The organism is Paenibacillus sp. GCM10027627, from assembly GCF_042675505.1.
GTDB lineage: Bacteria > Bacillota > Bacilli > Paenibacillales > Paenibacillaceae > Pristimantibacillus.
The window spans coordinates 670,946-695,484 of record NZ_JBHTHB010000002.1 but is presented as its reverse complement, the minus strand read 5'-3'; the positions used below and the strand labels follow the sequence as shown (position 1 = coordinate 695,484).

The 24,539-nt window shown below is 48.9% G+C and carries 28 protein-coding genes; 19 read left to right on the top strand and 9 right to left on the bottom strand.

Going from position 1 to position 24,539, the window contains the following annotated elements; all coding sequences use genetic code 11:
• Positions 1-5: 5 nt before the first annotated feature.
• Complete coding sequence (locus tag ACFQZE_RS11130) at positions 6-398, top strand: RidA family protein (RefSeq protein ID WP_379356754.1); 393 nt, start codon at positions 6-8, stop codon at positions 396-398.
• A gap of 41 nt (positions 399-439) precedes the next feature.
• On the opposite strand, the gene ACFQZE_RS11125 is transcribed toward ACFQZE_RS11130, so the two are convergent.
• On the bottom strand, positions 440-640 hold the full coding sequence (locus ACFQZE_RS11125) for a cysteine-rich CWC family protein (RefSeq protein WP_379356752.1): 201 nt from the start codon (positions 638-640) through the stop codon (positions 440-442).
• 41 nt (positions 641-681) lie between these two features.
• A complete protein-coding gene (locus ACFQZE_RS11120; protein WP_379356750.1) occupies positions 682-1,479 on the bottom strand; it encodes a Cof-type HAD-IIB family hydrolase in 798 nt (265 codons plus the stop codon).
• 87 nt (positions 1,480-1,566) lie between these two features.
• Here ACFQZE_RS11120 and ACFQZE_RS11115 point away from each other — a divergent pair, with 87 nt between their 5' ends.
• The 6 genes from ACFQZE_RS11115 to ACFQZE_RS11090 all read left to right on the top strand — a co-directional run bounded on the left by ACFQZE_RS11115 (position 1,567) and on the right by ACFQZE_RS11090 (position 8,345).
• A complete protein-coding gene (locus ACFQZE_RS11115) occupies positions 1,567-3,000 on the top strand; it encodes a S41 family peptidase (RefSeq protein ID WP_379356748.1) in 1,434 nt (477 codons plus the stop codon).
• Positions 3,001-3,172: 172 nt separating this feature from the next.
• On the top strand, positions 3,173-3,394 hold the full coding sequence (locus tag ACFQZE_RS11110) for a DUF1450 domain-containing protein (protein WP_379356746.1): 222 nt from the start codon (positions 3,173-3,175) through the stop codon (positions 3,392-3,394).
• A 94-nt stretch (positions 3,395-3,488) separates the two neighbouring features.
• Positions 3,489-3,992, top strand: a complete 504-nt coding sequence (locus ACFQZE_RS11105; RefSeq protein WP_379356744.1) for a ferritin — start codon at positions 3,489-3,491, stop codon at positions 3,990-3,992.
• 91 nt (positions 3,993-4,083) lie between these two features.
• Positions 4,084-4,647: a GNAT family N-acetyltransferase gene (locus ACFQZE_RS11100; RefSeq protein ID WP_379356742.1), complete on the top strand. Its 564-nt coding sequence runs from the start codon at positions 4,084-4,086 to the stop codon at positions 4,645-4,647.
• Positions 4,648-4,825: 178 nt separating this feature from the next.
• Positions 4,826-6,355, top strand: coding sequence for a trypsin-like peptidase domain-containing protein (locus ACFQZE_RS11095; protein WP_379356740.1), 1,530 nt, complete (start codon positions 4,826-4,828; stop codon positions 6,353-6,355).
• A gap of 172 nt (positions 6,356-6,527) precedes the next feature.
• Positions 6,528-8,345 (top strand): B12-binding domain-containing radical SAM protein, encoded by a 1,818-nt coding sequence (locus ACFQZE_RS11090; RefSeq protein ID WP_379356738.1) that lies wholly within the window; start codon positions 6,528-6,530, stop codon positions 8,343-8,345.
• A gap of 98 nt (positions 8,346-8,443) precedes the next feature.
• Here the strand turns inward: ACFQZE_RS11090 and ACFQZE_RS11085 are convergent, their stop codons facing one another.
• Genes ACFQZE_RS11085 through mnmL form a run of 3 tightly spaced genes read right to left on the bottom strand, consistent with a single transcriptional unit; the run spans position 8,444 to position 10,423 of the window.
• The gene (locus tag ACFQZE_RS11085) at positions 8,444-8,845 is read right to left on the bottom strand and encodes a VOC family protein (RefSeq protein WP_379356736.1); all 402 of its coding nucleotides are present in this window, start codon (positions 8,843-8,845) and stop codon (positions 8,444-8,446) included.
• A gap of 19 nt (positions 8,846-8,864) precedes the next feature.
• Positions 8,865-9,458 (bottom strand): tRNA 5-(aminomethyl)-2-thiouridylate-methyltransferase MnmM, encoded by a 594-nt coding sequence (mnmM, locus tag ACFQZE_RS11080; RefSeq protein ID WP_379356734.1) that lies wholly within the window; start codon positions 9,456-9,458, stop codon positions 8,865-8,867.
• 5 nt (positions 9,459-9,463) lie between these two features.
• Positions 9,464-10,423, bottom strand: coding sequence for a tRNA modification radical SAM protein MnmL/YtqA (mnmL, locus tag ACFQZE_RS11075; protein ID WP_379356732.1), 960 nt, complete (start codon positions 10,421-10,423; stop codon positions 9,464-9,466).
• 279 nt (positions 10,424-10,702) lie between these two features.
• On the opposite strand from mnmL, the gene ACFQZE_RS11070 reads away from it, so the two are divergent.
• Together ACFQZE_RS11070 and trmB are read left to right on the top strand one after the other, a co-directional pair.
• The gene (locus ACFQZE_RS11070) at positions 10,703-10,912 is read left to right on the top strand and encodes a hypothetical protein (protein ID WP_379356730.1); all 210 of its coding nucleotides are present in this window, start codon (positions 10,703-10,705) and stop codon (positions 10,910-10,912) included.
• A gap of 196 nt (positions 10,913-11,108) precedes the next feature.
• Positions 11,109-11,864, top strand: a complete 756-nt coding sequence (gene trmB / locus ACFQZE_RS11065) for a tRNA (guanosine(46)-N7)-methyltransferase TrmB (protein ID WP_379356728.1) — start codon at positions 11,109-11,111, stop codon at positions 11,862-11,864.
• A 6-nt stretch (positions 11,865-11,870) separates the two neighbouring features.
• Here the strand turns inward: trmB and ACFQZE_RS11060 are convergent, their stop codons facing one another.
• Positions 11,871-12,422, bottom strand: coding sequence for a phosphatase PAP2 family protein (locus ACFQZE_RS11060; RefSeq protein ID WP_379356726.1), 552 nt, complete (start codon positions 12,420-12,422; stop codon positions 11,871-11,873).
• A 192-nt stretch (positions 12,423-12,614) separates the two neighbouring features.
• Here ACFQZE_RS11060 and ACFQZE_RS11055 point away from each other — a divergent pair, with 192 nt between their 5' ends.
• The 6 genes from ACFQZE_RS11055 (at position 12,615) to ACFQZE_RS11030 (ending at position 16,144) form a co-directional block, all read left to right on the top strand.
• Positions 12,615-12,767 (top strand): hypothetical protein, encoded by a 153-nt coding sequence (locus ACFQZE_RS11055; RefSeq protein ID WP_379356724.1) that lies wholly within the window; start codon positions 12,615-12,617, stop codon positions 12,765-12,767.
• 151 nt (positions 12,768-12,918) lie between these two features.
• Positions 12,919-14,154 (top strand): glycosyltransferase family 2 protein, encoded by a 1,236-nt coding sequence (locus ACFQZE_RS11050; protein WP_379356722.1) that lies wholly within the window; start codon positions 12,919-12,921, stop codon positions 14,152-14,154.
• Between the two features lie 194 nt (positions 14,155-14,348).
• Positions 14,349-14,933 (top strand): translation initiation factor IF-3, encoded by a 585-nt coding sequence (infC, locus tag ACFQZE_RS11045; RefSeq protein ID WP_379357038.1) that lies wholly within the window; start codon positions 14,349-14,351, stop codon positions 14,931-14,933.
• Between the two features lie 32 nt (positions 14,934-14,965).
• The gene (rpmI, locus tag ACFQZE_RS11040; RefSeq protein WP_068682086.1) at positions 14,966-15,166 is read left to right on the top strand and encodes a 50S ribosomal protein L35; all 201 of its coding nucleotides are present in this window, start codon (positions 14,966-14,968) and stop codon (positions 15,164-15,166) included.
• A gap of 46 nt (positions 15,167-15,212) precedes the next feature.
• Positions 15,213-15,572, top strand: a complete 360-nt coding sequence (rplT, locus tag ACFQZE_RS11035) for a 50S ribosomal protein L20 (RefSeq protein ID WP_379356719.1) — start codon at positions 15,213-15,215, stop codon at positions 15,570-15,572.
• Positions 15,573-15,724: 152 nt separating this feature from the next.
• Positions 15,725-16,144 (top strand): hypothetical protein, encoded by a 420-nt coding sequence (locus tag ACFQZE_RS11030; RefSeq protein WP_379356717.1) that lies wholly within the window; start codon positions 15,725-15,727, stop codon positions 16,142-16,144.
• A 2-nt stretch (positions 16,145-16,146) separates the two neighbouring features.
• Here the strand turns inward: ACFQZE_RS11030 and ACFQZE_RS11025 are convergent, their stop codons facing one another.
• Positions 16,147-16,617, bottom strand: a complete 471-nt coding sequence (locus ACFQZE_RS11025) for a GNAT family N-acetyltransferase (RefSeq protein WP_379356715.1) — start codon at positions 16,615-16,617, stop codon at positions 16,147-16,149.
• Positions 16,618-17,134: 517 nt separating this feature from the next.
• On the opposite strand from ACFQZE_RS11025, the gene ilvB reads away from it, so the two are divergent.
• The 4 genes from ilvB (at position 17,135) to ACFQZE_RS11005 (ending at position 22,189) form a co-directional block, all read left to right on the top strand.
• Positions 17,135-18,880: a biosynthetic-type acetolactate synthase large subunit gene (gene ilvB, locus ACFQZE_RS11020; RefSeq protein ID WP_379356713.1), complete on the top strand. Its 1,746-nt coding sequence runs from the start codon at positions 17,135-17,137 to the stop codon at positions 18,878-18,880.
• The gene (gene ilvN / locus ACFQZE_RS11015) at positions 18,877-19,365 is read left to right on the top strand and encodes an acetolactate synthase small subunit (protein ID WP_379356711.1); all 489 of its coding nucleotides are present in this window, start codon (positions 18,877-18,879) and stop codon (positions 19,363-19,365) included. The genes ilvB and ilvN overlap by 4 nt, the downstream gene beginning before the upstream one ends.
• 173 nt (positions 19,366-19,538) lie before the next feature.
• On the top strand, positions 19,539-20,531 hold the full coding sequence (ilvC, locus tag ACFQZE_RS11010) for a ketol-acid reductoisomerase (protein WP_379356710.1): 993 nt from the start codon (positions 19,539-19,541) through the stop codon (positions 20,529-20,531).
• Between the two features lie 113 nt (positions 20,532-20,644).
• On the top strand, positions 20,645-22,189 hold the full coding sequence (locus tag ACFQZE_RS11005) for a 2-isopropylmalate synthase (protein ID WP_379356709.1): 1,545 nt from the start codon (positions 20,645-20,647) through the stop codon (positions 22,187-22,189).
• Positions 22,190-23,404: 1,215 nt separating this feature from the next.
• On the opposite strand, the gene ACFQZE_RS11000 is transcribed toward ACFQZE_RS11005, so the two are convergent.
• The gene (locus tag ACFQZE_RS11000) at positions 23,405-23,734 is read right to left on the bottom strand and encodes a hypothetical protein (RefSeq protein ID WP_379356708.1); all 330 of its coding nucleotides are present in this window, start codon (positions 23,732-23,734) and stop codon (positions 23,405-23,407) included.
• Positions 23,735-23,738: 4 nt separating this feature from the next.
• The gene (locus ACFQZE_RS10995; protein WP_379356706.1) at positions 23,739-24,374 is read right to left on the bottom strand and encodes a DUF1361 domain-containing protein; all 636 of its coding nucleotides are present in this window, start codon (positions 24,372-24,374) and stop codon (positions 23,739-23,741) included.
• Between the last annotated feature and the right edge of the window lie 165 nt (positions 24,375-24,539).

The window sequence follows — 24,539 nt, the reverse complement described above, 5'->3', positions numbered from 1 at the left end:
TTGCGATGACCGAACGAATTCGAATTTCAACCGGCTCCCCATGGGAACCGATTGTTGGATACAGCAGGGCGGTTCGGATCGGCAATGTGATCGAAGTGGCCGGTACGACCGCAATGAAAGATGGCGAAGTGGTAGGAGTGGGCGATGCCTACGAGCAAACTCGATATATTCTTGAACTTATTCAGGATTCGATCGAAAAGGCGGGCGGGCGGCTGTCCGACGTCGTTCGAACACGAATGTTCGTGACCGATATCCGGTTATGGGAGCAAATCGGCAAGGCGCATGGGGAGTTTTTTCGGGATATTAGGCCTGTTGCCACGATGGTGGAGGTCAAAGCTTTAATCGACCCGGCATTGCTTGTCGAAATTGAAGTGCAGGCGATTTTGTCCGAAACTTAAAAAGAGAGTTCCGTATAGGAGCTCTCTTTTTTGTATGTCCTTTATGAAAGAGGATTGTGCTCTTCCTGAAAATGATGGACGCAGCGGCTGCATATGCAAGCTTTCCCGCGCTTCTTCTCCGGGATGCGGGCCAGCAGTTCTTTGGGGATAGCGGCATGGAAGCACCAGCAGTCGCTCACAGGGTTAGCACGGAGCGCCATACAATCGTTGTTTCCGCCGCAAAGGGGGCATTTGTCGCTCATGTACGTCTCCCTTTACATTAATCTTTTGATCGGCGCTTCGTTTAGCGGTTTAGCACAAATTTTTCAATGACATGACGCACTCCGTCTTCATTGTTGGACAAGGTGACATAATCGGCAAGTTCTTTCAAAGAAGGAACGGCATTGCCCATTGCGACGCCAAGCCCTGCTGCCTGAATCATTTCGCGGTCGTTCCATGCATCGCCGATCGCAATCGTTTGCTCCAGCGTGCAGCCGATATGACCCGCTAGAAATTGAAGGGCATGACCCTTCGTCCCTTCCTTATGCATCACTTCCAAGTAATGAGCCTTGGATTTTGTAATATGGACGTGATCTCCGATTAGCGATCGAAGCTCTATGGCAACTTCGTCCAGCTTGTCCGGTTCGTCGATGATCAGCATCTTGTTCATCGGCAGTTCAATCAGCTTGCTGAAGTCCGGTTCGATCTGGTATGGGATGTTCGATTGTTTGGAATAAGCCTGAATTCGTTCGTTGTCTTCGGTCCCGTACAGCTCATCGTTTACGTAAAGCTGGAGATGAAGCCCGTTCTTCTCGCAATACTGGTGCAGCACCTTCGCTGCATCCGTCGGTACGGAGCGCTCGTACAGCACTTCGCCTTCGAGAAGCGTTTTGACGAGAGCACCTTGATACGTAATAATAGGTACATTAAGATTAATGCCTCTGGCGATTTTTTGCGCCGAAGCGAACATGCGGCCCGTGGCCAGCGTCACAGTTACGCCTTGTGAGATAGCGGCTTCCAGCGCCTGTTTTGTTCCTTCGGTTACGGCAAGTTCATCGTTCAGCAGCGTATCGTCTACATCAATGGCAATCAGCTTATACATACTAGCGTTATGGCTCCTCTCCCGTTGCGGTATGGCAATAAGGTTGATTGTAGCGAAATTCGAGTATACATACAAGGAGATTATGGGATGAACAACAACTTTGAACGGCCACCAGCAAAGCCGCGTTCCGGCTTTATTTATGTGATCGGAGTCATTGCCCTTTTAGCCGTCGGCTACGCAGTCGGGTACATGTCTGCGGGCATGAGATATCCGATTATGAAGGAGCCGACCTTTAAGCAATTTAATACGGCTTATTCCAAAATTATGAACGACTATTTGGACGGGGCGAAGTCCGAGGATCTCATCAATGGAGCTGCGCAAGGGATGGTCTCCTCGCTTAAAGACCCCTACTCTCAATATTTGATCGGAGAAGCGGGCAAACAATATACCCAGTCTTATGAAGGTGAATTTTACGGAATTGGAGCGAACATGAGGCAGGAAGAGGGCCTTTACGTCATTACTTCCGTTATTAAGGATACGCCCGCCGAGAAGGGCGGTTTGCTGACGGGAGATGCCATTATCGCGGTGGACGGCAAAGAAGTGAAAGGATTGTCTTTTCAAGAGCTGCTTGGCCTCGTTCGCGGCGAAAAAGGGAGCTCGGTCACCCTTAAGCTGCAGCGTTCAGGAGAAAAGGAACCGCTTGATATTACGCTGAAGCGTGCCGCAATTCCTGTTCATACCGTTACGTCCGAAATGCTGGAAGGCGGCATTGGCCATGTGACAATTAGCCGATTTGCGGAGAAGACGGCGGAAGAATTTGAGACGGAGCTTGCCAATTTGCAAAAGAAAGGCCCGCTCAAGGGGCTGCTGCTGGACCTTCGCTCCAATCCGGGAGGCATGCTCGATTCAACGGTCGATATAGCGAGCATTCTTATTCCAAAAGGCAAAAAAATATTGGATGTCGTATACAAAAACGAACGGCGTACGGTCAGCTTTGTGTCGCATCAGAAAGAGGCTTGGTCCATTCCCGTTACGGTGCTGGTCAACGGCCAATCGGCAAGCGCAAGCGAAGTGATGGCTGCGGCGCTGAAGGAATCGGCGGGGGCGGTCGTCATTGGCGAAAAAACGTTCGGCAAAGGCGTCGTGCAGGCGTTCGGCTCGTTCCCGGACGGCTCGGTGCTCAGTTTGACCGAAGCGCAGTGGAAAACACCCGGAGGAACATGGATCAACAAACAAGGGGTTGCCCCTGATTTAGTCGTTGAGCTTCCTGCCTACGCAAACGTGAGGCCGCTTGCCACAGGCTCCAAGATGAAGCGAGGAAGCTACGGCGACAATGTCGTGACGCTTCAAGTGATGCTGAAGGAACTCGGATATGGCCCTACGGGAACGGAAGGCGTATTTGACGAAACGACGGAGAAAGCTTTGAAGCAATTCCAAAGCGCCGAAGGATTGGAGACGACGGGAGAGTTTAACGACAAAACGGGCTACCGGCTTGTTGAGCTGCTCCGCGAAAAACTGGGCAAGGAAGATACCCAGCTTCAAAAAGGAATAGAAGTGCTGAAGACGAAGTCAGCCTCTTAGAAACAGAGCAGGCTTCGTTGGAATTAACGAATAAGGAATTGACGAGTTTAATTGAGGAGTGCGGCTGCGGCCGCGCGGAAATTAAACTCGTCTCCCTCTTGACAACGGGAATGATAATTATTATCATCATAATGAGAATAACAATCAGAACGTTGCGGCGCGGGGTGACAACTTGAACAAAATTAAATATTGCAAACGCAATTTAAAAAACGGCGCGAAGCCGCTTTACAAGACGATGAAGGAGAAATATCCCGACATCAAGCGGAAAAAAAGCGATTGTCTCGGCAATTGCAAAACATGCAAAATGGAATGTTTTGTTGTCGTGAAATCGAAGTGCATTAGCGCGCCATCCCCGGAGCAGCTTTACAAACGATTGAAAAAAATGATTGGTTAACAAAAATGTTGGGAAATATAGGAGGGGCGGCCATTTGCCGCCTCTTATTTTTATGTTAGAATAATTACAAATAAATAGAGTGAGGTGCACAATTATGAACGATACATTGGCTAAAGCGCTAAACGAACAAATGAACTTTGAGTTTTATTCCGCACATGTGTATCTTGCGATGGCGGCTTATTGCTCCGCAGACAGCTTGGACGGGTTTGCAAATTTCTTTATTGTACAAGCCGAAGAAGAACGTTTCCACGCCATGAAAATATATAAGTTTTTGAACGACCGCGGACGCCGCGCGACGCTTGAGGCGCTTGGAGAGCCGCAAAACGACTACGATTCCATCCTTCACGCTTTTGAGCAAGGGTATAAGCACGAGCAGCAAAATACAAAACGGTTTTACCATTTGTCCGACCTCGCCATGAACGAGCGCGAGCATGCAACGATCAACTTTTTGAAATGGTTTATTGATGAGCAAGTAGAAGAGGAAGCTTTGTTCGACAGCATTATTAACAAGCTGAAGCGTATCGATAAGGACAGCAACGCATTTTATATGCTGGATGCGGAATTTGCCGGACGTTCGTTCTCGCCCGAAGCCGAATAAAGCGCAAAGCCCAATGACCTCCGGTCAGCGGGCTTTTTCTTTTTTCGGGCAAACTAGACGTTATACTAAACGTAGTTAGAAAGGTGATTGTATGATTGAACAAGCTACTCCTCAAGACGTGAATGAAGTGATGCCGCTTCTTTTATCAGCTATAGGATCAATTGCGCATACGTTGTCCGGGAGCGTGGATGACGAGGAGACGTGGAGGGTATTGTCGGGGTATTATGCGGAACAAGGGAATAGACTAAGCTACCGCAATGTACTGGTCGACCGGAGAGAAGGAGCGATTGCCGGGATGCTTATCTGCTACTCGGGAGATGAGGCCGAGGGCCTTGATCGTCCAATTCGCGATAGACTGACCGCGTTATATGGGGAAGATACGGCGAATCAGCTTGTGCCGGAATGCAAGCCGGGAGATTTTTATTTGGACTCGGTAGCGGTGGATGAGCGGTTTCAAGGACGCGGGATTGCGAAGGAATTGATAGCCGCCTTTGAAAGCAGGGGAAGAGCTGGCGGCTTTGCTAAGTTGTCGCTTATTGTGGAGGAATACAACGATAAGGCACGCTCCATTTATACAAAGCTAGGTTTTGAAGAGGATGGCCTTTTGCAAATAAGCGGCGGTACATATACTCGAATGGTTAAAAATCTCTTATAACTAGTTAATAATTGTATAAATTAGGTGAATTATTTTCTGATTGCTAAAAAGACTCTCTTAATTGAGGGGCTTTTTTATTTTAAAAAATAGTTCACGTAGACAAAGAGAGAATTAAAATGGTAGGATGATTTGGTACGAATTTCTTTGGTCATAATGGGAGAATATGGGGGAGACAGAAATGAAGGCAAAATGGTTCAAAGCGCTTGTTAGTCCCTTGCTTGTTGCGGGATTATTGTTAGCGCCTATTCCGGCTTTGAACGATACGGCTGCGGCGGCAGCTCAGCAACAGCAAAAAACAGAAACGATCCGACTATGGGTGGACGGAGCTTTTTTAAAGATTCCGGCACCGATTTATAAGGAAAACGGCGTCCTAATGGCTCCTGCAAACGAATTGCTAGGGGCGCTGAAGTCTACTTTTGTATTTGAGAAAAAAACAAACTCTATCATTATTAGAGACGACGGCGTTTCGATTACGATGGCAATCGGCAAAAAAGAAGCTTTTGTAAATGGCAAAAAGGAAAAGCTCAGCGCAGGGGCGGTTCTCAAAAACAATGTTGTTTTTGTGCCGATTCGTTACGTAGGAGAAAAGCTTGATGCATCCGTCGCTTGGGATGGAACGACCAGCACGGTTAAAGTGAAGAGCTGGAAATATAAAGAGAACGAAGAGGATGACTCCGCACTCTACGAAAACAAGCCGAAATGGTCGGCTAAACAAATCGTTGACCATTACGACGGCAGTGTCGTCATGATTATGACCAACACGGCTTCCGGAAGCGGCATTGTGATCGGCGATAATTTGGTTTTGACAAACTATCATGTTATTGAAGATGCGACTTCCGCAACCGCAAACACGATTTATGGTACCGAATACGATATTAAAGGCGTAGTTGCTTACAATGAAAAGGCTGACCTAGCCATTGTCCGCACAACCAAAACGATGGATTTGATTCCGGTCGAGATCGGGTACAAGTATCAAGCGCGCAAAGGCGACCGGGTCTTTGCATTGGGAAGCCCGCTAGGCATTCAAAATACGGTTTCCGAAGGTCTGATCAGCAATCTGGCGTTGGAAGGCGGCGTCAACATTATTCAGACAAACGCTCAAATCGATCACGGCAGCTCCGGCGGAGCGCTGTTTAACGAATACGGCGAGCTTGTCGGCGTTACTTTTGCGGGAATTTCTGGAACGCAGGCGGATCTCAACTTTGCGATTGAAGCTTACCATGCCGCCATTTTGATCGATTCCTTAACCGATGCAAAAATTCAAGATGCGAAGTTTTTCCCTCCGCTTCTTCCGGAATCGCTAAAAGGCGCTCCGCTTGCGGACATTAAAGAGCTGTTGGAAGATCAATTTTCTTATTTTGATACATCCGAAGGGGAAGTTGAATTCCAGAAATGGGATGTCAAGCGCGATGCTGAAGGCTGGTTAGTCTTTACGGCCAACATCGATCCTCTTTTCTACCTATACTATGGAACGTCCACGGCTGGAGAGCTGAAGCTGTGGGGCGCTAACCTTGCTCACGAATTCCATCGCATGCTTCCGGATGAGCGCATTCAAGTTATTATTTCGTTCGAGCGCGATTACACGTTCCAGCCACGCGGACTGAAGCAAGGCGAAGTGACTTCGCTTGGCGAGGGCAAATGGCGCGTTCGTTACCCTGTGCTTGAAATGCAATTTACAGATCAGCTTTATATTCAAACCAGAGCTTAAAGAAATTATAGCAAGGCGCTTGCAGCCGCGTTAGGCGGATGCAAGCGCCTCTTCTTTTTTGCAATGAAGTTCGGTACAATAGAAGGCGGCGTCCCCAGCAAATCGCATGAGTCGCAGCTAAGAAGCCAAACATAAGGCGCGAGCCGCCAAAGTTAGAGAGGTCATTCCCATTATGAAAGTTGTGCTGTCCACTTTAAATGCCAAATACATTCACACTTCGCTTGCTTTGCGCTGCTTAAAGGCATACAGCGAGCATCAATTCGATATTGAAATTGCCGAATATACGATTAAAGATCCAGCGATGAATATTGTTTCGGATCTCTTTTCCAAAAACCCGGATGTCGTGGGGTTCTCCTGTTACATTTGGAACATTGAAGAGACGATCACGGTTATTAATATGCTTAGAAAAATAAAGCCCGACCTGCGCATCGTTCTTGGCGGCCCTGAAGTCAGCTACGATACCGATCAATGGATGGAAAAAATTCCGGAAGTCGATTTTATCGTCGTAGGAGAAGGGGAAGAGACATTCCACCATTTGCTCACGGAGCTTGACGGCACAAAGAAATTTCATATGGTGTTTGGACTCGCTTACCGCAAGAAGCGGGAGGGGAGAGCGGAAGAAATTCTGATCACTCCTTCTCGTCCGAAGCTAAATTTGAACGAGCTGCCTTCCCCGCATCGGTTCAAAGAGGATATTCCTCATCTTGGGAGCCGTGTCGTTTATTTTGAGACAAGCCGGGGTTGTCCGTTCAGCTGCCAATTTTGTTTGTCCAGCATTGAAGTCGGCGTCCGCTATTTTGATATCGATAGAACGAAAGCGGACATTATTTATTTGATCGATCAAGGAGCCAAGCTCATTAAATTTGTCGATCGAACCTTTAACATCAAAAGGGACTACGCGCTTGAGATGTTCCAATTTCTAATTGAGAACCATCGCGGCTGCGTGTTTCAGTTTGAAATTACGGCCGACATCATGCGTCCGGAAGTTTTGGATTATTTGGCCGAGCATGCGCCGCCGGGTGTTTTCCGCTTTGAGATTGGCGTGCAGTCCACTAACGACCCGACCAATCTGGAAGTTCAGCGCCGCCAAAACTGGTCCAAGCTGGTGCGCACGGTGACAAAGGTCAAAGACTCGAAAAAAATCGATCAGCACTTGGACTTAATTGCCGGGTTGCCGCTCGAAAATTACGATACGTTCCGTAATACGTTTAACGATGTATTTGCCCTGCGTCCGGAGGAGCTTCAGCTCGGTTTCCTCAAGATGCTAAGAGGGACGGGGCTAAGACGCGATGCAGAAAAATGGGGCTATATTTATCAGGACCGGGCGCCATACGAAATGCTCGGCAACGATTTAATGCCGTTTGGCGACATTGTCCGCATTAAGCGTGTGGAGGATGTGCTGGAGAAATATTGGAACGCGCACCGGATGGACCATGCGCTGCTCTATTTGGTTGACGGCGTGTTTACTTCGCCATTCGACTTTTTCCAGCGGTTCGGGGATTATTGGGAAAACCGGGGTTGGCAAAAAATCGGCCATCAGTTGGAGGATTTGTTTTCCCGGTTATGGTCCTACTTGCAGACGCTTGAGCCTGGAGCGGGAGATGAATTTCCGCTGGATCACGAGATAGCGTTAGCGTTGATGAAATATGACTATTTCCTGAACCATAACTACAAGCCGCGCAAAACATGGTGGGACTCCACGATGGAGAAAGCGGAATGGGGCTACTGGTTTAAAAAGCTGACCGACGCACCGGAGGCCGTCTCCTCCGAGTTTGCCGAATTGCGCCTTCAGGAGCGGGATTTGCAAAAACATGCCGTGTTTGAAAAGCTGCCTTTTGACCTTGCCGCTTATTTGGCGGATGGGACAGTGGATAAAGGGAAACATACGCTGCTTATTATGCTTTATGCGCTTGATCAAGGCAATTCCAAGCCTAAGCCGCGCCCGTTTATGCTGACGATTCAGCCGGAATTGGCTTTTAAGAGCCAATAATTTTAGTGAAAAGGAATGACGAAACAAAAGACCAACCGCTTTTATAGCGATTGGTCTTTTTTTCGTAGAAAGCGATAATAATGGCATGCCGTTCCTCGTTACTGTGCAGGCTGGCCGGGCTGAAACAGCTCCAAATATTCGCCGTCCGGACCGTAAAAGAAAAAGTAACGCGCTCCGTTTGGCAGCGTTGTAATTTCGGTATCTTTTAAGATTACTTGTTCAAGGTTCTTCATCCGTTCGAATTCGGCCTCAATATCGTCGACGGTAAAAGCCGCGTGATGCACTTTGCCTTCAGCCGGCAAGCCGCTGTTGTATCCCTCGATTAGCTCGATATCCGTTTCCTCGTGGTCTGGAAAGGAGAGGAAGGCGAGCCGAATGACGCCGTTTGTATGCGTAATCGTGGATCTGTGAGTCATTCCAAGCACGTTTGTGTAGAAGTCTACGGATTGCTCGATATTTTTAACCATAATGCCGAGATGCTCGATTTTTTTGACAGCCATAACGGTTATGCTCCTCTCGTTACTCAAGTGCGGCGCTCCGCCGCTCGATTGCAATCAGGTAAGGCGCCCGCTCGCGCTGAGGCTGACGGTAAAGAACGGCTTGTCCAACATGTTGAGGCAGCTCCGCGGCCCACGCTTCTACAGCCGCCGCCTCCTCATCGCCGCCCGAATGGCCGGGATAGAGAACGCAGGTTACAATTCCGCCCGGACGCAGAAGCGCAAGCGCCTTATTCAAAGCTTCGATTGTTGTATTCGGCTTGGTAATGACCGCCGGGTCTCCTCCGGGAAGAAAGCCGAGGTTAAACATAATGGCAGCAACCTTCCCTTTGCAAGAGGGGGTTACGACCTCCGCCATTTCGGCATGGCTTTGCAGCATGAGCCGCAGTTCGGGAAGCTTGCTTTCCGCTTCAAGCGGTGCAAGTCGCTCGCGTGTACGGTCTAGCGCAGGCTGCTGAATATCAAATGCGTAAACGGTTCCCGTTGGTCCCACCAGTTCGGCGAGCGCCAGCGTGTCCACTCCAGTGCCCGCCGTAGCGTCGATGACGGTATCTCCTCTGCCGGCGCGCTCCGCAATCCATTTGTGCGCCGTGCTCAGCACCGATAAAAAACCCATGCTCTCTACACCTCCGGCTGCCAAAGGCGGCCTTGCCAAGTATTCCGGCGCTTAAGCTCAGCATCGATGCCGTTTAGCACTTCCCACTTTTTGAGGCTCCACATCGGCCCCATCAGCAAGTCGCGCGGCGCGTCTCCCGTCAGCCGGTGCACGATCATCTCCGGCGGAAGAAACTCCAGCGAATCGACAATCAGCTTTGTGTATTCGTCTTGCTCTAAAAACCTGAGCAGTCCGGCCTCGTATTGTTTCACCATCGGCGTTTTGCGCATGAGGTGAAGCAGGTGAATTTTGATGCCTTGCACATCCATTTTGGATACTGCCCGGCCCGTTTCCAGCATCATTTCATGCGTTTCTTGCGGCAAGCCGTAAATAATATGGGCGCATACCCGTATGCCTCTTTCGCGAAGCCGCCGCACGGCGTCCTCATAGCAGGCGGTATCGTGAGCGCGGTTGATCAGCTCAGACGTCGATTCGTGAATCGTTTGAAGCCCCATTTCGATCCACAAATAGGTTCTTTCGTTCAGCTCCGCCAAATAATCGACAACATCGTCCGGCAAGCAGTCGGGACGGGTGGCGATCGACAAGCCTACTACTCCCGGCTGCTGCAAAATCACCTCGTAATATTCCCGAAGCTCCTCAACTGGAGCGTATGTGTTCGTATACGCCTGGAAATAGCCGATATAATTCGCATCCGGCCACTTTTGATGCTGGCGGTCTCTGATTGTATTGAACTGCGTGACCAAGTCGTCTCGCCTGCGCCCGGCAAAGTCGCCGGAGCCTCTAGCACTGCAAAACGTGCAGCCGCCTTTAGCGATGGAGCCGTCGCGATTGGGGCAAGTAAAGCCGGCGTCCAGCATAACCTTGAACACTTTGCCTCCAAATTGCTCGCGCATTTCGTAGTTCCATGTATGAAATCTTTTGTCTCCCCACAGCAGGGGCTGCGGTGATGTTTGCGATTGAATCATGATTACCCCTTCTTTCAAGACGTTCACCCTTCATTTTATCGAAAATGGAGCTGAAAAGCCATGTTTTCTAAGGCAAGCCTGTTTAAACGTTCGGAAACCGGAAAAACTGGAAATTGAAATCGGCTTAGATGAATTTAGGCTTGAAAAACCTTACATGATATGTTAAATTAAAAGTGCGACAAATCAATGAAAATACCTAACATAGCCTAAATGTAACCGTACTCATGAAAAGTCGATTAATTGGAAATCCTGTATAATAAATCGATGAGGTGATGTGAGATGAACCTGACAAAAATTCCACACGGCGACGAAAAGGTAACCGTAGAGCTGACCGTAAAAGAACTGCTGGCGCTCACCGGCGTCCATTTTCATTCCAATCATGACGTAAAGGTTTCCGCCCGCAAAAAGATCAATTCGGTTTTGCAGGGTGCATGGGAGCAGGAGTCTCGTGACCGGGCCCCGATTCCTTATGACGAGTTGTTTAGTTAATCGAATACACATATTTAGTGAGGGACTGTCGCGACGCCGGAATCGGCCGGAGCGGCCGTCCTTTTTTTGCTGGAGGGCGCACCGGGATGAAATATGGCGAAAAACGCTTTACAAGGAGGGCAATGTTGGGCACAATAAGGACTGATTCATTACACAGCCTTATTATTTGAAATGAGAATTGAAGGAGATACAGCATATGCGTTTGAGAGGGAGAAAAGGAATACGGGAAAGTTTGGAGGGCCAGCCTGAGCTGGTCGTGCTGGATGCGGCGCCCCATAAGGGCAAATGGCGGGAGTTTTTTGGCAACGACAACCCCATCTATGTTGAACTAGGCATGGGTAAAGGCAGATTCATTAGCCAGCAAAGCTTCCGCAATCCGAACATCAACTTTGTAGGAGTAGACATGTATGACGAGCTGCTTCGGAGAGCCAGTGAAAAAGCAAGGATCGCTTGGCAGGATGAGAATGTGGACAGCCCTCCGAACCTTGCTCTTTTGCGTGCAAATATTGAAGGGATTGAAACGATGTTCGCGCCAGGCGAGCTTGAGCGCATTTATTTGAATTTCAGCGATCCGTGGCCAAAAAGCAAGCATGCCCGCCGCAGATTGACACATGAACGCTTCGTATCTAAATATATCGAACTGCTTAATGAGCGCGGCGAAATTCATTTTAAAACCGACTCTCAGTCACTATTTGAATTTTCTTTGAACAGCTTTGCGGATATGGAACTGGTGATGAGAAACATTTCGTTGCACCTGCACAAGGAAGCTCCGCGAGAGGACCTTGTTTTTACCGAATACGAAATGAAATTTATGGAAAAAGGACAACCAATCCACCGGGTTGAAGTTGTCATTGGAGAAGAGGTTCTCCGGGAGCATAGAGCTTCCAAGCTGGAAAAGTCGCGCAAAGAGTCGGCTTTGGCGGTGGAGGACGACACGGAGCAAGAGGATTAATTCGTCCTAGAGCCAAAAATAATGAACGGCAAATGCGGCGGAGGTGCCGAGCAGCGCTCCCGCCGCTACATCTGTCGGATAATGCAAACCCAAATACATCCTCGACCAGGCGACGGATATGGCGATTAATAGTGCAGCGGGAGCGATGGGAGCCGTCCACATGCTGTCCGCGAGCAGAAAAGGGATTATCCATGAAAAAATCGCCGTCGTATGCCCGGACGGGAACGAAGAATCCTGGAGCGGATTTCTGCAAGTCTGAACACCCGGCATAGCTTGAAAGGGGCGGAGGCGCTTAAATTTCCGCTTGATTAGCGCGACCGGGAGATGGCTGATTACAACAGCTGCCAAGCTTTGCAGGCCGGCTGTTTTCCACGGCTCCGGAGCCAGCAAAGCAATGAGCAAAGCGGAAGCTAGCGTAAAAGTTGCTCCCCCCATATGGGTAATCGTGCCTAGCCAATGGCCGATTGCCGCATGCAGCCGGCTAGATCCGGTTCTCCGATTTGCCCAAATGAGCAGCTTCTGCTCCTTTACCTTCATCCAGCCCATCATTTTTTCCATTGTTGCTTACCTCCTAGGCCTTTCAACTATCCGAGCTTAATCGGACGCTCCCATCTTATCATTTATTTATTATTGGAACGTTAACGGAACAATAAAACGGTATGAACGAAATGATGACGTAAACGGGGAATTCCTCGTCTTACATTAATTTAATTTAATTCTTTGAAACATTTCGGGACGTTCGTGCTAAAAATGCAGGAAATGGTTGAGAATAAGACGGAAGAGCAGCAAAGCGAGGGGAAGACAGTGCTGGAGGCCGATGCAAGCGTTTTTCTGAGCGAATTGAGCGCAAAAACGGCTAATTCCCATTTTGACAAAGCGAGGCTTTCGGAGGAAAATCAGTAAGTCTAATATCGCAGCGTACTCTCAAAAGTATCCAGAAAATGAAATGTAACAAAATCGCTTGTCAACTCGTATGTAAAAAAAGAAATGCTTGCTTCTTAGACAGAGAAGGGATGCAAGTACACTAAAAGGGGTTTTAAGGGGGCAGTACCGTATGTTTTTTACCGTAACGTTTATCATTTTTCAGGTTGTTCTCGCATTGATCGCGGTGTATCAGTTTTCGCTCTCCCTGTTCGGTTTTATGAAAAACAAGAGCAGGAAGCGTCACAAGCCCCGCAAATCGTTCGCCGTCCTTGTAGCCGCTCATAATGAAGAGCAGGTCGTCGGCGCATTGATCGATAACTTAAAAAAATTGGATTATCCTAAAGAGCTGTACGACATTTTTGTCATTTGCGACAACTGTACGGACGGAACGGCGGAGATCGCCAGAAGTATGGGTGTGCATGCCTGCGAGCGCACAAATTATCATTTGCGCGGCAAAGGCTACGCCATTGAGTGGATGTTGAAGGAACTGTGGAGCATGCCTCGTCAATACGACGCTGTGGTTATGTTCGATGCCGACAATTTGGTCAACCCCGATTTCTTGCAACTGATGAACGACGACTTGTGCGAAGGCCATCAAGTCATTCAAGGTTATCTGGATACTAAAAATCCGGACGACTCGTGGATTACGGCAGCTTACGCCATTACTTATTGGTATTGCAATCGATTGTGGCAGCTTTCCCGTACAAACCTGAAAATGAGCAACTTTTTGGGCGGCACGGGCATGTGCTTCGAGTCTAATCTACTTAAAGACATGGGATGGGGAGCGACGAGCCTTGTCGAGGATCTGGAGTTTTCCATGCGCTGCGTGAAGCGCGGAATTTATCCCATCTTGAACTATGACGCTAAAGTGTACGACGAGAAGCCGGTTTCGTTCAGAGCTTCCGCTCGTCAGAGGCTGCGCTGGATGCAAGGCCATTTCAACGTGGCGCGGAATTACTTTTTCCCGCTGCTTTGGGCAAGCATCAAGGAGCGCAATTTAGTCAAGTTTGACGCAGCGATTTATACGATTTCCGTGTACAACACGCTGCTTGGTTTCCTGCTCACCGTTATTATGTGGATTGATATGGCGCTTCCTGCGGACAATGTCATTCATTCCGTATACAGCTCCCTTCCTTGGTGGCTGGTCGGAATCGCGATTGCCGCGACCGTGCTGCAGTTCCCTGCGGCGATGATGATGGAGAAAGTGAAGTCGTGGAAAATGTACGCTCATCTGCTGACGCTTCCGTTTTTCCTCATTTCCTGGTGGCCGATTACGTTCTATGCATTTTTCACTCAAAACAACAAGACGTGGAGCCATACGCAGCATACGCGTGTTGTACGGATTGAGGAAGTACAGAGCAAATAAGATCGCAATCGCAATTCCGTTGACATGGGTATTTGCTTATGATATAGTAGTTAAGTATTTGGTGAAACATACGCAAAAGAAGAAGCACCCGCTTCTCACCTTTCAGTTTACGCTGTCCGGTTGGCGATGTTCCTTAGAGTTAAGCTGTCGTCTCATTACATATGGGATGGATAATGCAAATTCAATGGACGTTTATGAGATGCGGGTCTTGCGGCCCGCATTTTTTTATTTTTTTGAAGGATACCATTTGGAGGTGGCACGTTATTAGCAGAGAACATCAAATCAACGATGAGATCCGGGCCAGGGAAGTACGTTTAGTAGGCGCGGATGGCGAGCAAATCGGCATCAAATCGATTCGCGACGCTTTGCAGCTTGCAGTGGAGGCGAATCTGGATCTGGTGAACGTTGCGCCGACGGCCAAACCGCCGGTATGCCGCATCATGGACTACGGCAAATTCCGTTACGAGCAGCAGAAGAAAGAAAAAGAAGCCCGCAAAAACCAAAAGATTGTTGACCTCAAGGAAGTTTGGTTCCGTGCCAACATTGAGGAGCATGACTATCAGGTTAAATACCGCAATGTCGTTAAGTTTTTGGGCGAAGGCGACAAGGTGAAAGCTTCCGTTCGTTTCCGCGGCCGCGAAATTACGCACGCAGCGATTGGACAAAGAATTCTGGACCGTTTGTCCAAAGAGGTTGCCGAAATATGCAATGTTGAGCGCGCTCCTAAGCTGGAAGGCCGGAGCATGATTATGATTTTGGCACCAAAAAACAACAGCTAACGGCTGGAACACCATTAAGGAGGATAACTGACATGCCAAAGATGAAAACGCACAGCAGTCTGAAAGACCGTTTCAAAATTACCGGTACTGGTAAAGTGAAACGTTACAAAGCTTACAGAAACCACTTGCTTTCGCACAAATCGGGTCGTCAAAAACGCGTTCTTGCGGGTCAACCGCTTATGGCGGCAGGCGACGTTCGTCGTTTGCAACAAGGCCTTTCCAACTTGAAATAAAGTACGTTTAAAATAAGCAAAATCAACTTACAGGAGGTTTCCACTCATGGCAAGAGTTAAAGGCGGCTTTGTCCGCGCTCGTCGTCGTAAAAGAATTCTAAAGCTCGCTAAAGGTTACTTTGGTTCGAAACACCGTCTGTTTAAAACAGCGAAGGAGCAAGTTGGCAAGTCCCTTATGTATGCATACCGCGACCGTCGCAACAAAAAACGCGACATTCGCAGACTGTGGATCGTTCGTATCAACGCGGCTGCTCGCGTAAACGGTCTTTCCTACAGCAAATTCATGCACGGCTTGAAGCTTGCGGGCGTTGAAGTAAACCGCAAGATGCTTGCTGACCTGGCTGTTAACGACATCAGCTCGTTCAACTCCCTGGCTGGCATCGCCAAACAAAAAATTAACGCTTAGTATGTATTAAGCGTTTTGGAGGCCCCGCCCCGTTACGGCAATCGTAAACGGAGGCGGGGCCTTTTTGCTATGGAGCAAACGGACAAACATACAGACGGGCAACCCCCTTCCCGAATACATTAAAGAATAACGGGAAGGAGGGATTTGGGCATATGGGTAATGTTTCTAGAGCACAAGTGCGGAAACTAATAGGCAAAAACATTTACGCTAAGCGCAGGGACGGTTCCGTTGTATCCGGCAAGCTGCTTCGGCTGAATGGCAATCGGCTAATCTTGTCGTCAAGCAAAGGCTCTAAAGGTAAAAAAGTAAAAGTAAAATGGTTTTTGTTCCCGCTTTTGCTGTTTGATCTGCTTGCCATCGGTACGCTGCCGTTTTGGGGCGGCGGCTGGGGCTTCGGCGGTGGCTTTGGCGGCGGTTGCGGCTGCGGAGTACCAAACTGCGGAGGCGGTTGCGGCTTTGGCGGCGGCTACGGTGGAGGCTATGGAGGAGGCTATGGCGGCGGTTACGGCGGCGGCTATGGCGGAGGATGCAATGGCGGAAACTGCGGAGGCGGATATTTTAACGGTTACTGAGTTTAGTTAGGGGCGTGTGTCAGGGTCAACGGCTTAAGCAGCTCATAACATTGAAGCTCCGGAATAAAACGGACGGTCTGATAACCAAGCTTATGGTAAAAGCGATGAGCTCTGGTATTTACACGATCGACGAACAGACGAGCCACATGGCAATGATGCGCTTTGCCGTAGGCCTCGGCATGCTCCATTAAGGCTGTGCCGAAATGATAACCGCGATATTGCGGATGAGTGACCAGCATATCAACATACAGTTGATTGCTATGTACGTAGAAGTGGACAAAGGCGGCGGGCGGCCCCCATTTGCTTCTTGTGGCGACATATGTCATTCCGGTACGGAACCTTTTCGGGAGCTCACTGATCATATGTGCGTCAAGCGGGCGGGCGGTATGGGAAAAGGGGATCAGCTCCGATCTGATTAATCGGACAAGCTCAGCGTCATCCGTTTGGGACTTGCGGGCACGTATCATATTCATCCATCCAATCCTGCGCTGCGCATATTGCGGAGCGCTGCATGAATTTACTTAGCGAGGGCTACACTACTATATGTGGGCGGAGGCGGCAACGCGACTAACCTGCGAAGGGAAAATACGGTGGTTCTGGTTCTTGACGAACTTTCAGAATACGCATATAATAATGAAAAGTCATATCAATCGGCAATGATGAGGACGAAGTGTTAAGGGCTCTTTTGAACAGAGAGCGGTCGGAACTGCTGCAACCGGCGCCAAAACCCCTTTTCTACGAGCTCACCTCGGAGCTATCCTCCTGAAAAGCAACTTCGGTTGCGTATTAGGGAGCATCGCAGGGCAAGCGTTACAGTGCCATGGTAGAACGTCGGAATGTGCACAGCGTTCTAACCTATGGAGGTTATATATCGGGAGATATGTAACGAATTTGGGTGGTACCACGGAAGATCAACCTTTCGTCCCTATCAGCTTTTAAAGCTGAGGGATCGAAAGGTTTTTTTGTTTTTTCTTGAGAGGAGGAAAACTGATGGCAACACCAAGTGCAACGTTAAAGGATAAGGAAGAGCTATTGGAGAGGCTGTCGAAGCCAGAAGTCATTTCCGGATCGGAAATTTTGCTTCGCAGTCTACTACTGGAAGGTGTAGATTGCGTATTCGGATATCCGGGCGGTGCCGTATTGTACATTTACGATGCGATGCATGGAAATCCTGACTTCAACCACCTTCTCACCAGACATGAGCAAGGCGCCATTCATGCGGCAGACGGATATGCGCGTGCTAGCGGCAAAGTTGGCGTATGTATCGCAACATCGGGTCCGGGAGCGACCAATCTGGTCACCGGAATCGCGACGGCTTATATGGATTCCGTACCGCTTGTCGTCATTACGGGCAATGTCATGTCGACTCTGATCGGCACGGACGCATTCCAAGAAGCGGATATTACGGGCATTACAATGCCGATTACAAAGCACAGCTATTTGGTACGCGACGTTGAGGATTTGCCTCGTGTAATCCATGAAGCGTTCCATATTGCGGGTACAGGACGGAAGGGTCCGGTTCTAATCGACATTCCGAAAGACGTATCGGCGGCAAAGACGCTGTTCAAACCGGTAACGGAAGTAAGCATTCGTGGTTACAATCCAACCATTTCGCCAAACAAGCTGCAAGTGGACAAAATGATCAAGGCCATTTCCGAAGCGAAAAAGCCGATTATTTTGGCAGGCGGCGGCGTCGTTTACTCCGGGGCTCACGAAGAGCTGCTTGAGTTTGTTACGAAAACGCAAATTCCAATTACAACGACTTTGCTTGGACTTGGCGGCTTCCCTAGCGGCAACGAGCTATGGCTTGGCATGCCGGGCATGCATGGCACGTACACGGCGAACACTTCCTTGCAGACGGCCGACCTCCTCATCAACATCGGCGCAAGGTTCGACGACCGGGTAACAGGCAAGCTGTCGGGATTCGCACCACATGCAAAAATCGTTCATATCGACATCGATCCCGCCGAAATTGGCAAAAACGTGCCAACGGATATTCCGATCGTAGGCGACGTGAAAACGGTGCTTGCGCTTGCGAATAAAATCGCGGTTCGCGCAGATAAGGCAGATGAGTGGAGAGCGCATATCCAGCAATCGAAAGCTCAGTATCCGTTTAAATATATCGACTCCGACACGGAGCTTAAGCCTCAATGGGTCGTGGAGATGATTCACGAAACGACGAATGGCGACGCAATCGTCACAACGGACGTAGGCCAGCACCAAATGTGGGCGGCTCAATACTATACATTCAACAAACCGCGTTCTTGGGTTACTTCGGGTGGACTTGGAACGATGGGCTTTGGTTTCCCTTCGGCAATCGGCGCCCAAATGGCGAATCCAGACCGGGTGGTCGTTTCCATCAACGGCGACGGCGGAATGCAAATGTGCGCACAGGAGCTAGCGATTTGCGCCATCAACAACATTCCGGTAAAGGTTGTTATTTTGAATAACCAAGTACTGGGTATGGTTAGACAGTGGCAGGAGCTTATCCATGAAAACCGGTTCAGCCATATCGATCTGGCGGGCAGCCCGGATTTCGTCAAGCTGTCTGAGGCATACGGAGTCAAAGGCTTCCGTGCTTCCAATAAAGAAGAGGCACGTGCGGCTTGGGAAGAGGCGCTAAGCCATCCGGGGCCTGCGGTTGTGGAATTCGTCGTTCGCAGAGATGAGAACGTCTATCCGATGGTCGCCCAAGGCAGCACTATCGATCAAATGATCATGGGGGATGCGGAATGAAGAAGCATACGATCGCAGTTATTGTGAACGACCAGCCCGGCGTTCTGCAACGCGTATCCGGCTTGTTCGGACGCCGCGGCTTCAATATCGAAAGCATCACGGTAGGCACTAGCGAGGAACAAGGACTCTCCCGTATGGTCATCGTCACTTCCGGCGATGATCATACGCTAGAGCAAATTACGAAGCAATTGTACAAGCTGATTGACGTTATTAAAGTAGTGGATTTAAGCGCAAACGCCATGGTTGCCCGCGAGCTCGCCTTAATTAAGGTGCATGCCGAGCCGGCAAGTCGTCCTGAAATTTTGGGAGTGGTAGAAACGTTCCGCGCGGCAGTAGTCGATATCGGCACCCATTCTCTGATGGTGCAGGTGGTTGGAGATACGGAGAAGATTGACGCGATGGTCGAGCTTCTGAAGCCTTATGGCATCCGCGAACTTTCACGCACTGGTGTAACTGCGCTGAATCGCGGTAACGTAAAGCAATAATTTTGAACAACAGTTGGTCTATCGTTTTATCTCAAACTTAAATCTAGCATTCATGTTCACAGCCCGCTTTGAGCGGGAGTTTAAGAGGGGAAGCCAGGAAGGTCTAGCAGGTTTCCGATTCTCCGCTTAAACACCCGCTCAAAAGGGTTAATTTAAAGGAGGCAATCATACTTATGGCAGTTACATTGTATTATGAAAAAGACGCGGATCAAAACGTATTGCAAGGCAAAACAATCGCGGTTATCGGTTACGGAAGCCAAGGTCACGCACAAGCGCAAAACTTGCGTGACAGCGGCCTTAAAGTGGTTATCGGACTTCGTCCAGGCAAATCCGCAGACGTAGCTAAAAAAGACGGTTTTGAAGTATTGACGGTTGCTGAAGCGACTAAACTTGCTGACGTTGTTCAAATCTTGCTTCCGGACGAAACGCAAGCGACAGTATATAAAGAAGAAATCGAGCCTAACTTGAAACAAGGCGCGGCTCTGATGTTCTCCCACGGCTTCAACATTCACTACGGACAAATCGTGCCTAGCGCCGACAAAGACGTATTCCTGGTAGCTCCTAAATCGCCGGGCCACATGGTTCGCCGTACTTACCAAGAAGGCTTCGGCGTTCCTGGCTTGATCGCTATTCACCAAGACGCTACAGGCAACGCTAAAGCAATCGGTCTTGCTTATGCAAAAGGCATCGGTTGTACTCGCGCGGGCGTAATCGAAACAACTTTCAAAGAAGAAACCGAAACGGATCTGTTCGGCGAGCAAGCCGTACTATGCGGCGGCGCATCCGCGCTTGTAAAAGCTGGCTTTGAAACACTTGTTGAAGCGGGCTACGCTCCTGAAATGGCTTACTTCGAGTGTTTGCATGAGCTTAAGCTGATCGTTGACTTGATGTACGAAGGCGGTCTTGCGACTATGCGCGATTCCATCTCCAACACAGCGGAGTATGGCGACTACGTGACAGGTCCTCGCATCGTAACAGAAGAAACGAAAAAAGAAATGAAACGTGTATTGGAAGATATCCAATCCGGTCGTTTCGCTCGCGACTTCATCTTGGAAAACCAATCCGGCCGCGCTATGCTGACGGCTACTCGCCGCAACGAAGCCGCTCATCCAATCGAGCAAACAGGCAAACAGCTTCGCGAGCTTATGCACTGGATCAAGAAATAATCATGCTTTAAGGCTGTTAGGCCATATACTAAGCTTTAGAGGAACGACCAATCCCGGTTGCAGGCGAATTGTTTGCAATCGGGATCATTCTGTTCACGGAGGTGCAGGGCATCATGCGAAAAATTTATATTTTCGATACAACGCTTCGTGACGGCGAGCAATCACCCGGCGTAAACCTGAATACGAAGGAGAAGGTCGAAATCGCGCTCCAATTGGAGAAGCTGGGCGTTGACCGTATCGAGGCTGGATTTCCGGCTGCTTCACCCGGCGATTTGGCTGCGGTGAACGCGGTTGCCAGAGCGGTCAAAAATGCGACGGTGATCGGTCTGTCCCGTTCCCGGGAACAAGATATCGATGCTGTTCGCGAGGCGCTGATAGGAGCTCAGGACCCATGTATTCACTTGTTCCTGGCTACCAGCCCTATCCACCGGAAGCATAAGCTTCGGATGGAGAAGGATCAGGTGCTGGAAGCGGCGGATCGCGCCATCCGGTATGCCAAGCAATATTTTGACAAAGTCGAGTTTTCGCCGGAAGATGCCGGACGTACGGAGCTTGATTTCCTGTGCCAAGTAACGGACATGGCGATCAAAGCGGGAGCTACGGTTGTCAATATTCCGGATACGGTCGGTTATTTGAGCCCGCAAGAATTCGGAAATATTTTCAAAACGTTAAAAGAGAATGTTCCGAACATCGAAACCATTCAGCTAAGCGCGCATTGCCATGACGACCTTGGACTCGCTACGGCGAACGCCTTGGCCGCTATTTTGAACGGGGCGGATCAAGTCGAAGGCACGATTAACGGCATCGGCGAGCGTGCCGGCAATACCGCTATTGAAGAAATAGCGATGGCGCTGGCAACGCGCCCGGATTTCTTCGGCGCTCAAACGACGTTGAACTTGAAAGAAATTGCAAAAACGAGCCGCCTGGTCAGCAAGCTGACAGGGATGCCAGTGCCGGGCAATAAGGCGATTGTTGGAGCCAATGCGTTCGCGCATGAATCCGGCATTCACCAAGACGGCATGCTGAAGGAAAAAACGACGTACGAAATTATTTCTCCGGAGGCGATCGGTCTCAAAGAATCTAAGCTGGTGCTCGGTAAACATTCCGGCCGCCACGCTTTCCGCGAGAAGCTGATCGATCTTGGCTATGAGCTGGAGGAAGGAGCGGTTAACGCCGCTTTTGCCAAGTTCAAGGATTTGGCCGATCGCAAAAAGGCTGTAAATGACGAAGACATTCGTGCCTTGCTGGAAGAGAAGCTGATCGATACGCCGGAAGTGTTTACACTGGAGACGATTGAAGTCAGCTACGGCAACCAGTCTACTCCGAACGCTACAGTGCGGATCCGTACTGTAGACGGAGGAATTCGTGTAGAGAAGGCAGAGGGCAACGGTTCCGTCGACGCCATCTACAACGCGATTGACGCTGCGACGAAAGAAGCAGTCGAGCTGGAGGACTACTCCATTAAGTCGGTTTCTCACGGGAAGGACGCGCTTGGCGAGGTGCATGTCGTGCTGAAGCAAGACGACATTGCCGCCCAAGGCCGCGGACTTAGCACTGACATTTTGGAAGCAAGCGCTAGAGCCTACTTGGATGCGGTCAATCGTTTGATCGATAAACGGAAGTCGCCGGGACGCCGCGACAAAATGAGCCTCATTTAATAAAAGCTGTCCTTTAGTCTTATAGACTGGAGGGCAGCTTTTTTATGGCTCTTGAATGCACAAACTGCGCAAGACATATGCCTTCGATCGCTGTTGTAACGGGATTCCCTTGAACTATGTCTAAAGGGGGGAATCCCGTTACAAAGGCGAACGCTGCGCTTCTACGGCATATGTCTTGCTCCGTTTGTTTCTAGCCATAAAATAAGCCTCTTTTAAACTTCGTAACTGGGGGCAGCTTTTTTTATGGCTCTTGAATGCACAAACTGCACAAGACATATGCCTTCGATCGCTGTTGTAACGGGATTCCCTTGAACTATGTCTAAGGGGGGGGAATCCCGCTACAAAGGCGAACGCTGCGCTTCTACGGTATATGTCTTGCTCCGTTTGTTTCTAGCCATAAAATAAGCCTCTTTTAAACTCCGTAACTGGAGGGCAGCTTTTTTTATGGCTCTTGAATGCACAAACTGCGCAAGACATATGCCTTCGATCGCTGTTGTAACGGGATTCCCTTGAACTATGTCTAAAGGGGGGGAATCCCGTTACAAAGGCGAACGCTGCGCTTCTACGGCATATGTCTTGCTCCGCTTGTTTCTAGCCATAAAATAAGCCTCTTTTAAACTCCGTAACTGGAGGGCAGCTTTTTTATGGCTCTTGAATGCACAAACTGCACAAGACATATGCCTTCGATCGCTGTTGTAACGGGATTCCCTTGAACTATGTCTAAAGGGGGGAATCCCGTTACAAAGGCGAACGCTGCGCTTCTACGGCATATGTCTTGCTCCGTTTGTTTCTAGCCATAAAATAAGCCTCTTTTAAACTTCGTAGAAAGAACGACTGAAGGACAGGGGAGAAGGGGGGAGATAGAAAGATAGAAAGATAGAAAGATAGAAAGATAGAAAGATGGAAAGATGGAAAGGCGGAAAGATGGAAGGACAAGAGGAGAAACTGTCCACCTGAAACAGATGGAAAGTCGAACAAAACGGGCAAATGAAGAAATTGTCTAACTGACAACAGTTGAATAAGACGGGCAAATGGAGAAATTGTCTAAGTGACAACAGTTGAATAAGACGGGCAAGTGGACAAACTGTCGACCTGACAACAGATGGACAGTCAAACAAAAAGGACAAACGGACAAACTGTCCACCTGAAACAGTCTTATAAACGGACAAACAAACGGACGCAAAACAGTTCGTCGAGAGACAAGGCTCTAGACGGTTAGAATAGGCCGTACGATTCGTACGTAGGCGATAGTACCCAGCCAATGAAGCCAAATAAGACGAGATACTGGAGCAGCAAGGAGAGATAAACTTTTCTCCACTGGTTTCGCTCGTCCGGGGATAAGCCAGAATAATCGAAGCCGGCTTTGACATCCAGCCTCAACGATTGATACAAAAGAACGTTGAGACCAAGAGGCAAAATAGCCGCAACAGCCGCCCAAGCTGAGGAGCGTTCCATGCGATAAATGACAAAAGCAGTATAAAACTGAGACGCAATCATTAAACAGACGACGGAAAAAAACACAACATAAAAACCGATCTCTTCCACCCCTTTATACCTCCTTCTCCCGACTCGCAAACATCCAAATAACTAAAAGCTGGAGCACGGTTATGAATCCTATAAACAACAAAGCATCCTTTGACAAGGAAGCAAAAAATTGCTCGATCAGCGAAAACGGTTCGGTAAACAAATGAACGGAATGAAACCGGAGAAACCGTCCGATATAAATGCCTACACTGCCAAGGACGATAAACAACAGCAAAATGGGAAGGCCCCATTTGCTGCCGGACAGCAGCCTTTTTAACCCCTTAATCATAAGGGAGTAATAATATACGGCAATCATGACACCTGAGACGAGAAGAGTGAAATTAAGCCATTCTTTTAAGTAGAGCCCGTTCCAATACTTGAAGCGGAAGGCATTCAGATGGATCAAATCTGTAACCATGTAAAACACGTTTGGCGACATGAGCAAAAAGACGAGGTAAACGAGAAGCTGTGCTGGCAGCTCAATTTTCGATTTTGATCGAAATAAAGGCAATAAATAAGAAATTTCAAGCGCGGCAAAAGCTAAAAACAAGTTGAATACCATAAAGAAATAATTGTTTTGGAAAATGAGTATGGTCAGCGCATAAGCTCCGAACAGGAGTCGGGCTTTATTTCTTTCGCTCAGCAGTCCACTCAGGTTCATTCTCTACCCTCTCCCTTAATTTGCTATAAAACATTTTTGAAATGTGTCATGTAAGAATCGAAGCTTAAACCCTCCCATCAAGCACGTGTTTCAGGCAACCATTAAATTTAAACGAAAATAAAAGGGGACAAGTTGCAAAAAAGAGGAAAAGGCGAGTCATTGAAA

Coding starts and splice junctions, on each gene's coding strand:
- rplT (WP_379356719.1), top strand. CDS start 15,213: ATGGCAAGAGTTAAAGGCGGCTTTGTCCGCGCTCGTCGTCGTAAAAGA.
- ACFQZE_RS11120 (WP_379356750.1), bottom strand. CDS start 1,479: ATGTATAAGCTGATTGCCATTGATGTAGACGATACGCTGCTGAACGAT.
- ACFQZE_RS11100 (WP_379356742.1), top strand. CDS start 4,084: ATGATTGAACAAGCTACTCCTCAAGACGTGAATGAAGTGATGCCGCTT.
- ACFQZE_RS11095 (WP_379356740.1), top strand. CDS start 4,826: ATGAAGGCAAAATGGTTCAAAGCGCTTGTTAGTCCCTTGCTTGTTGCG.
- ACFQZE_RS11130 (WP_379356754.1), top strand. CDS start 6: ATGACCGAACGAATTCGAATTTCAACCGGCTCCCCATGGGAACCGATT.
- mnmM (WP_379356734.1), bottom strand. CDS start 9,458: ATGGGTTTTTTATCGGTGCTGAGCACGGCGCACAAATGGATTGCGGAG.
- ACFQZE_RS11090 (WP_379356738.1), top strand. CDS start 6,528: ATGAAAGTTGTGCTGTCCACTTTAAATGCCAAATACATTCACACTTCG.
- ACFQZE_RS11115 (WP_379356748.1), top strand. CDS start 1,567: ATGAACAACAACTTTGAACGGCCACCAGCAAAGCCGCGTTCCGGCTTT.
- ACFQZE_RS10995 (WP_379356706.1), bottom strand. CDS start 24,374: ATGAACCTGAGTGGACTGCTGAGCGAAAGAAATAAAGCCCGACTCCTG.
- ACFQZE_RS11070 (WP_379356730.1), top strand. CDS start 10,703: ATGAACCTGACAAAAATTCCACACGGCGACGAAAAGGTAACCGTAGAG.
- ACFQZE_RS11125 (WP_379356752.1), bottom strand. CDS start 640: ATGAGCGACAAATGCCCCCTTTGCGGCGGAAACAACGATTGTATGGCG.
- ACFQZE_RS11055 (WP_379356724.1), top strand. CDS start 12,615: ATGCAGGAAATGGTTGAGAATAAGACGGAAGAGCAGCAAAGCGAGGGG.
- mnmL (WP_379356732.1), bottom strand. CDS start 10,423: ATGATTCAATCGCAAACATCACCGCAGCCCCTGCTGTGGGGAGACAAA.
- ilvB (WP_379356713.1), top strand. CDS start 17,135: ATGGCAACACCAAGTGCAACGTTAAAGGATAAGGAAGAGCTATTGGAG.
- ACFQZE_RS11105 (WP_379356744.1), top strand. CDS start 3,489: ATGAACGATACATTGGCTAAAGCGCTAAACGAACAAATGAACTTTGAG.
- ACFQZE_RS11085 (WP_379356736.1), bottom strand. CDS start 8,845: ATGGCTGTCAAAAAAATCGAGCATCTCGGCATTATGGTTAAAAATATC.
- ACFQZE_RS11050 (WP_379356722.1), top strand. CDS start 12,919: ATGTTTTTTACCGTAACGTTTATCATTTTTCAGGTTGTTCTCGCATTG.
- trmB (WP_379356728.1), top strand. CDS start 11,109: ATGCGTTTGAGAGGGAGAAAAGGAATACGGGAAAGTTTGGAGGGCCAG.
- ACFQZE_RS11025 (WP_379356715.1), bottom strand. CDS start 16,617: ATGAATATGATACGTGCCCGCAAGTCCCAAACGGATGACGCTGAGCTT.
- infC (WP_379357038.1), top strand. CDS start 14,349: ATGAGATGCGGGTCTTGCGGCCCGCATTTTTTTATTTTTTTGAAGGAT.
- ACFQZE_RS11030 (WP_379356717.1), top strand. CDS start 15,725: ATGGGTAATGTTTCTAGAGCACAAGTGCGGAAACTAATAGGCAAAAAC.
- rpmI (WP_068682086.1), top strand. CDS start 14,966: ATGCCAAAGATGAAAACGCACAGCAGTCTGAAAGACCGTTTCAAAATT.
- ilvC (WP_379356710.1), top strand. CDS start 19,539: ATGGCAGTTACATTGTATTATGAAAAAGACGCGGATCAAAACGTATTG.
- ilvN (WP_379356711.1), top strand. CDS start 18,877: ATGAAGAAGCATACGATCGCAGTTATTGTGAACGACCAGCCCGGCGTT.
- ACFQZE_RS11060 (WP_379356726.1), bottom strand. CDS start 12,422: ATGGAAAAAATGATGGGCTGGATGAAGGTAAAGGAGCAGAAGCTGCTC.
- ACFQZE_RS11005 (WP_379356709.1), top strand. CDS start 20,645: ATGCGAAAAATTTATATTTTCGATACAACGCTTCGTGACGGCGAGCAA.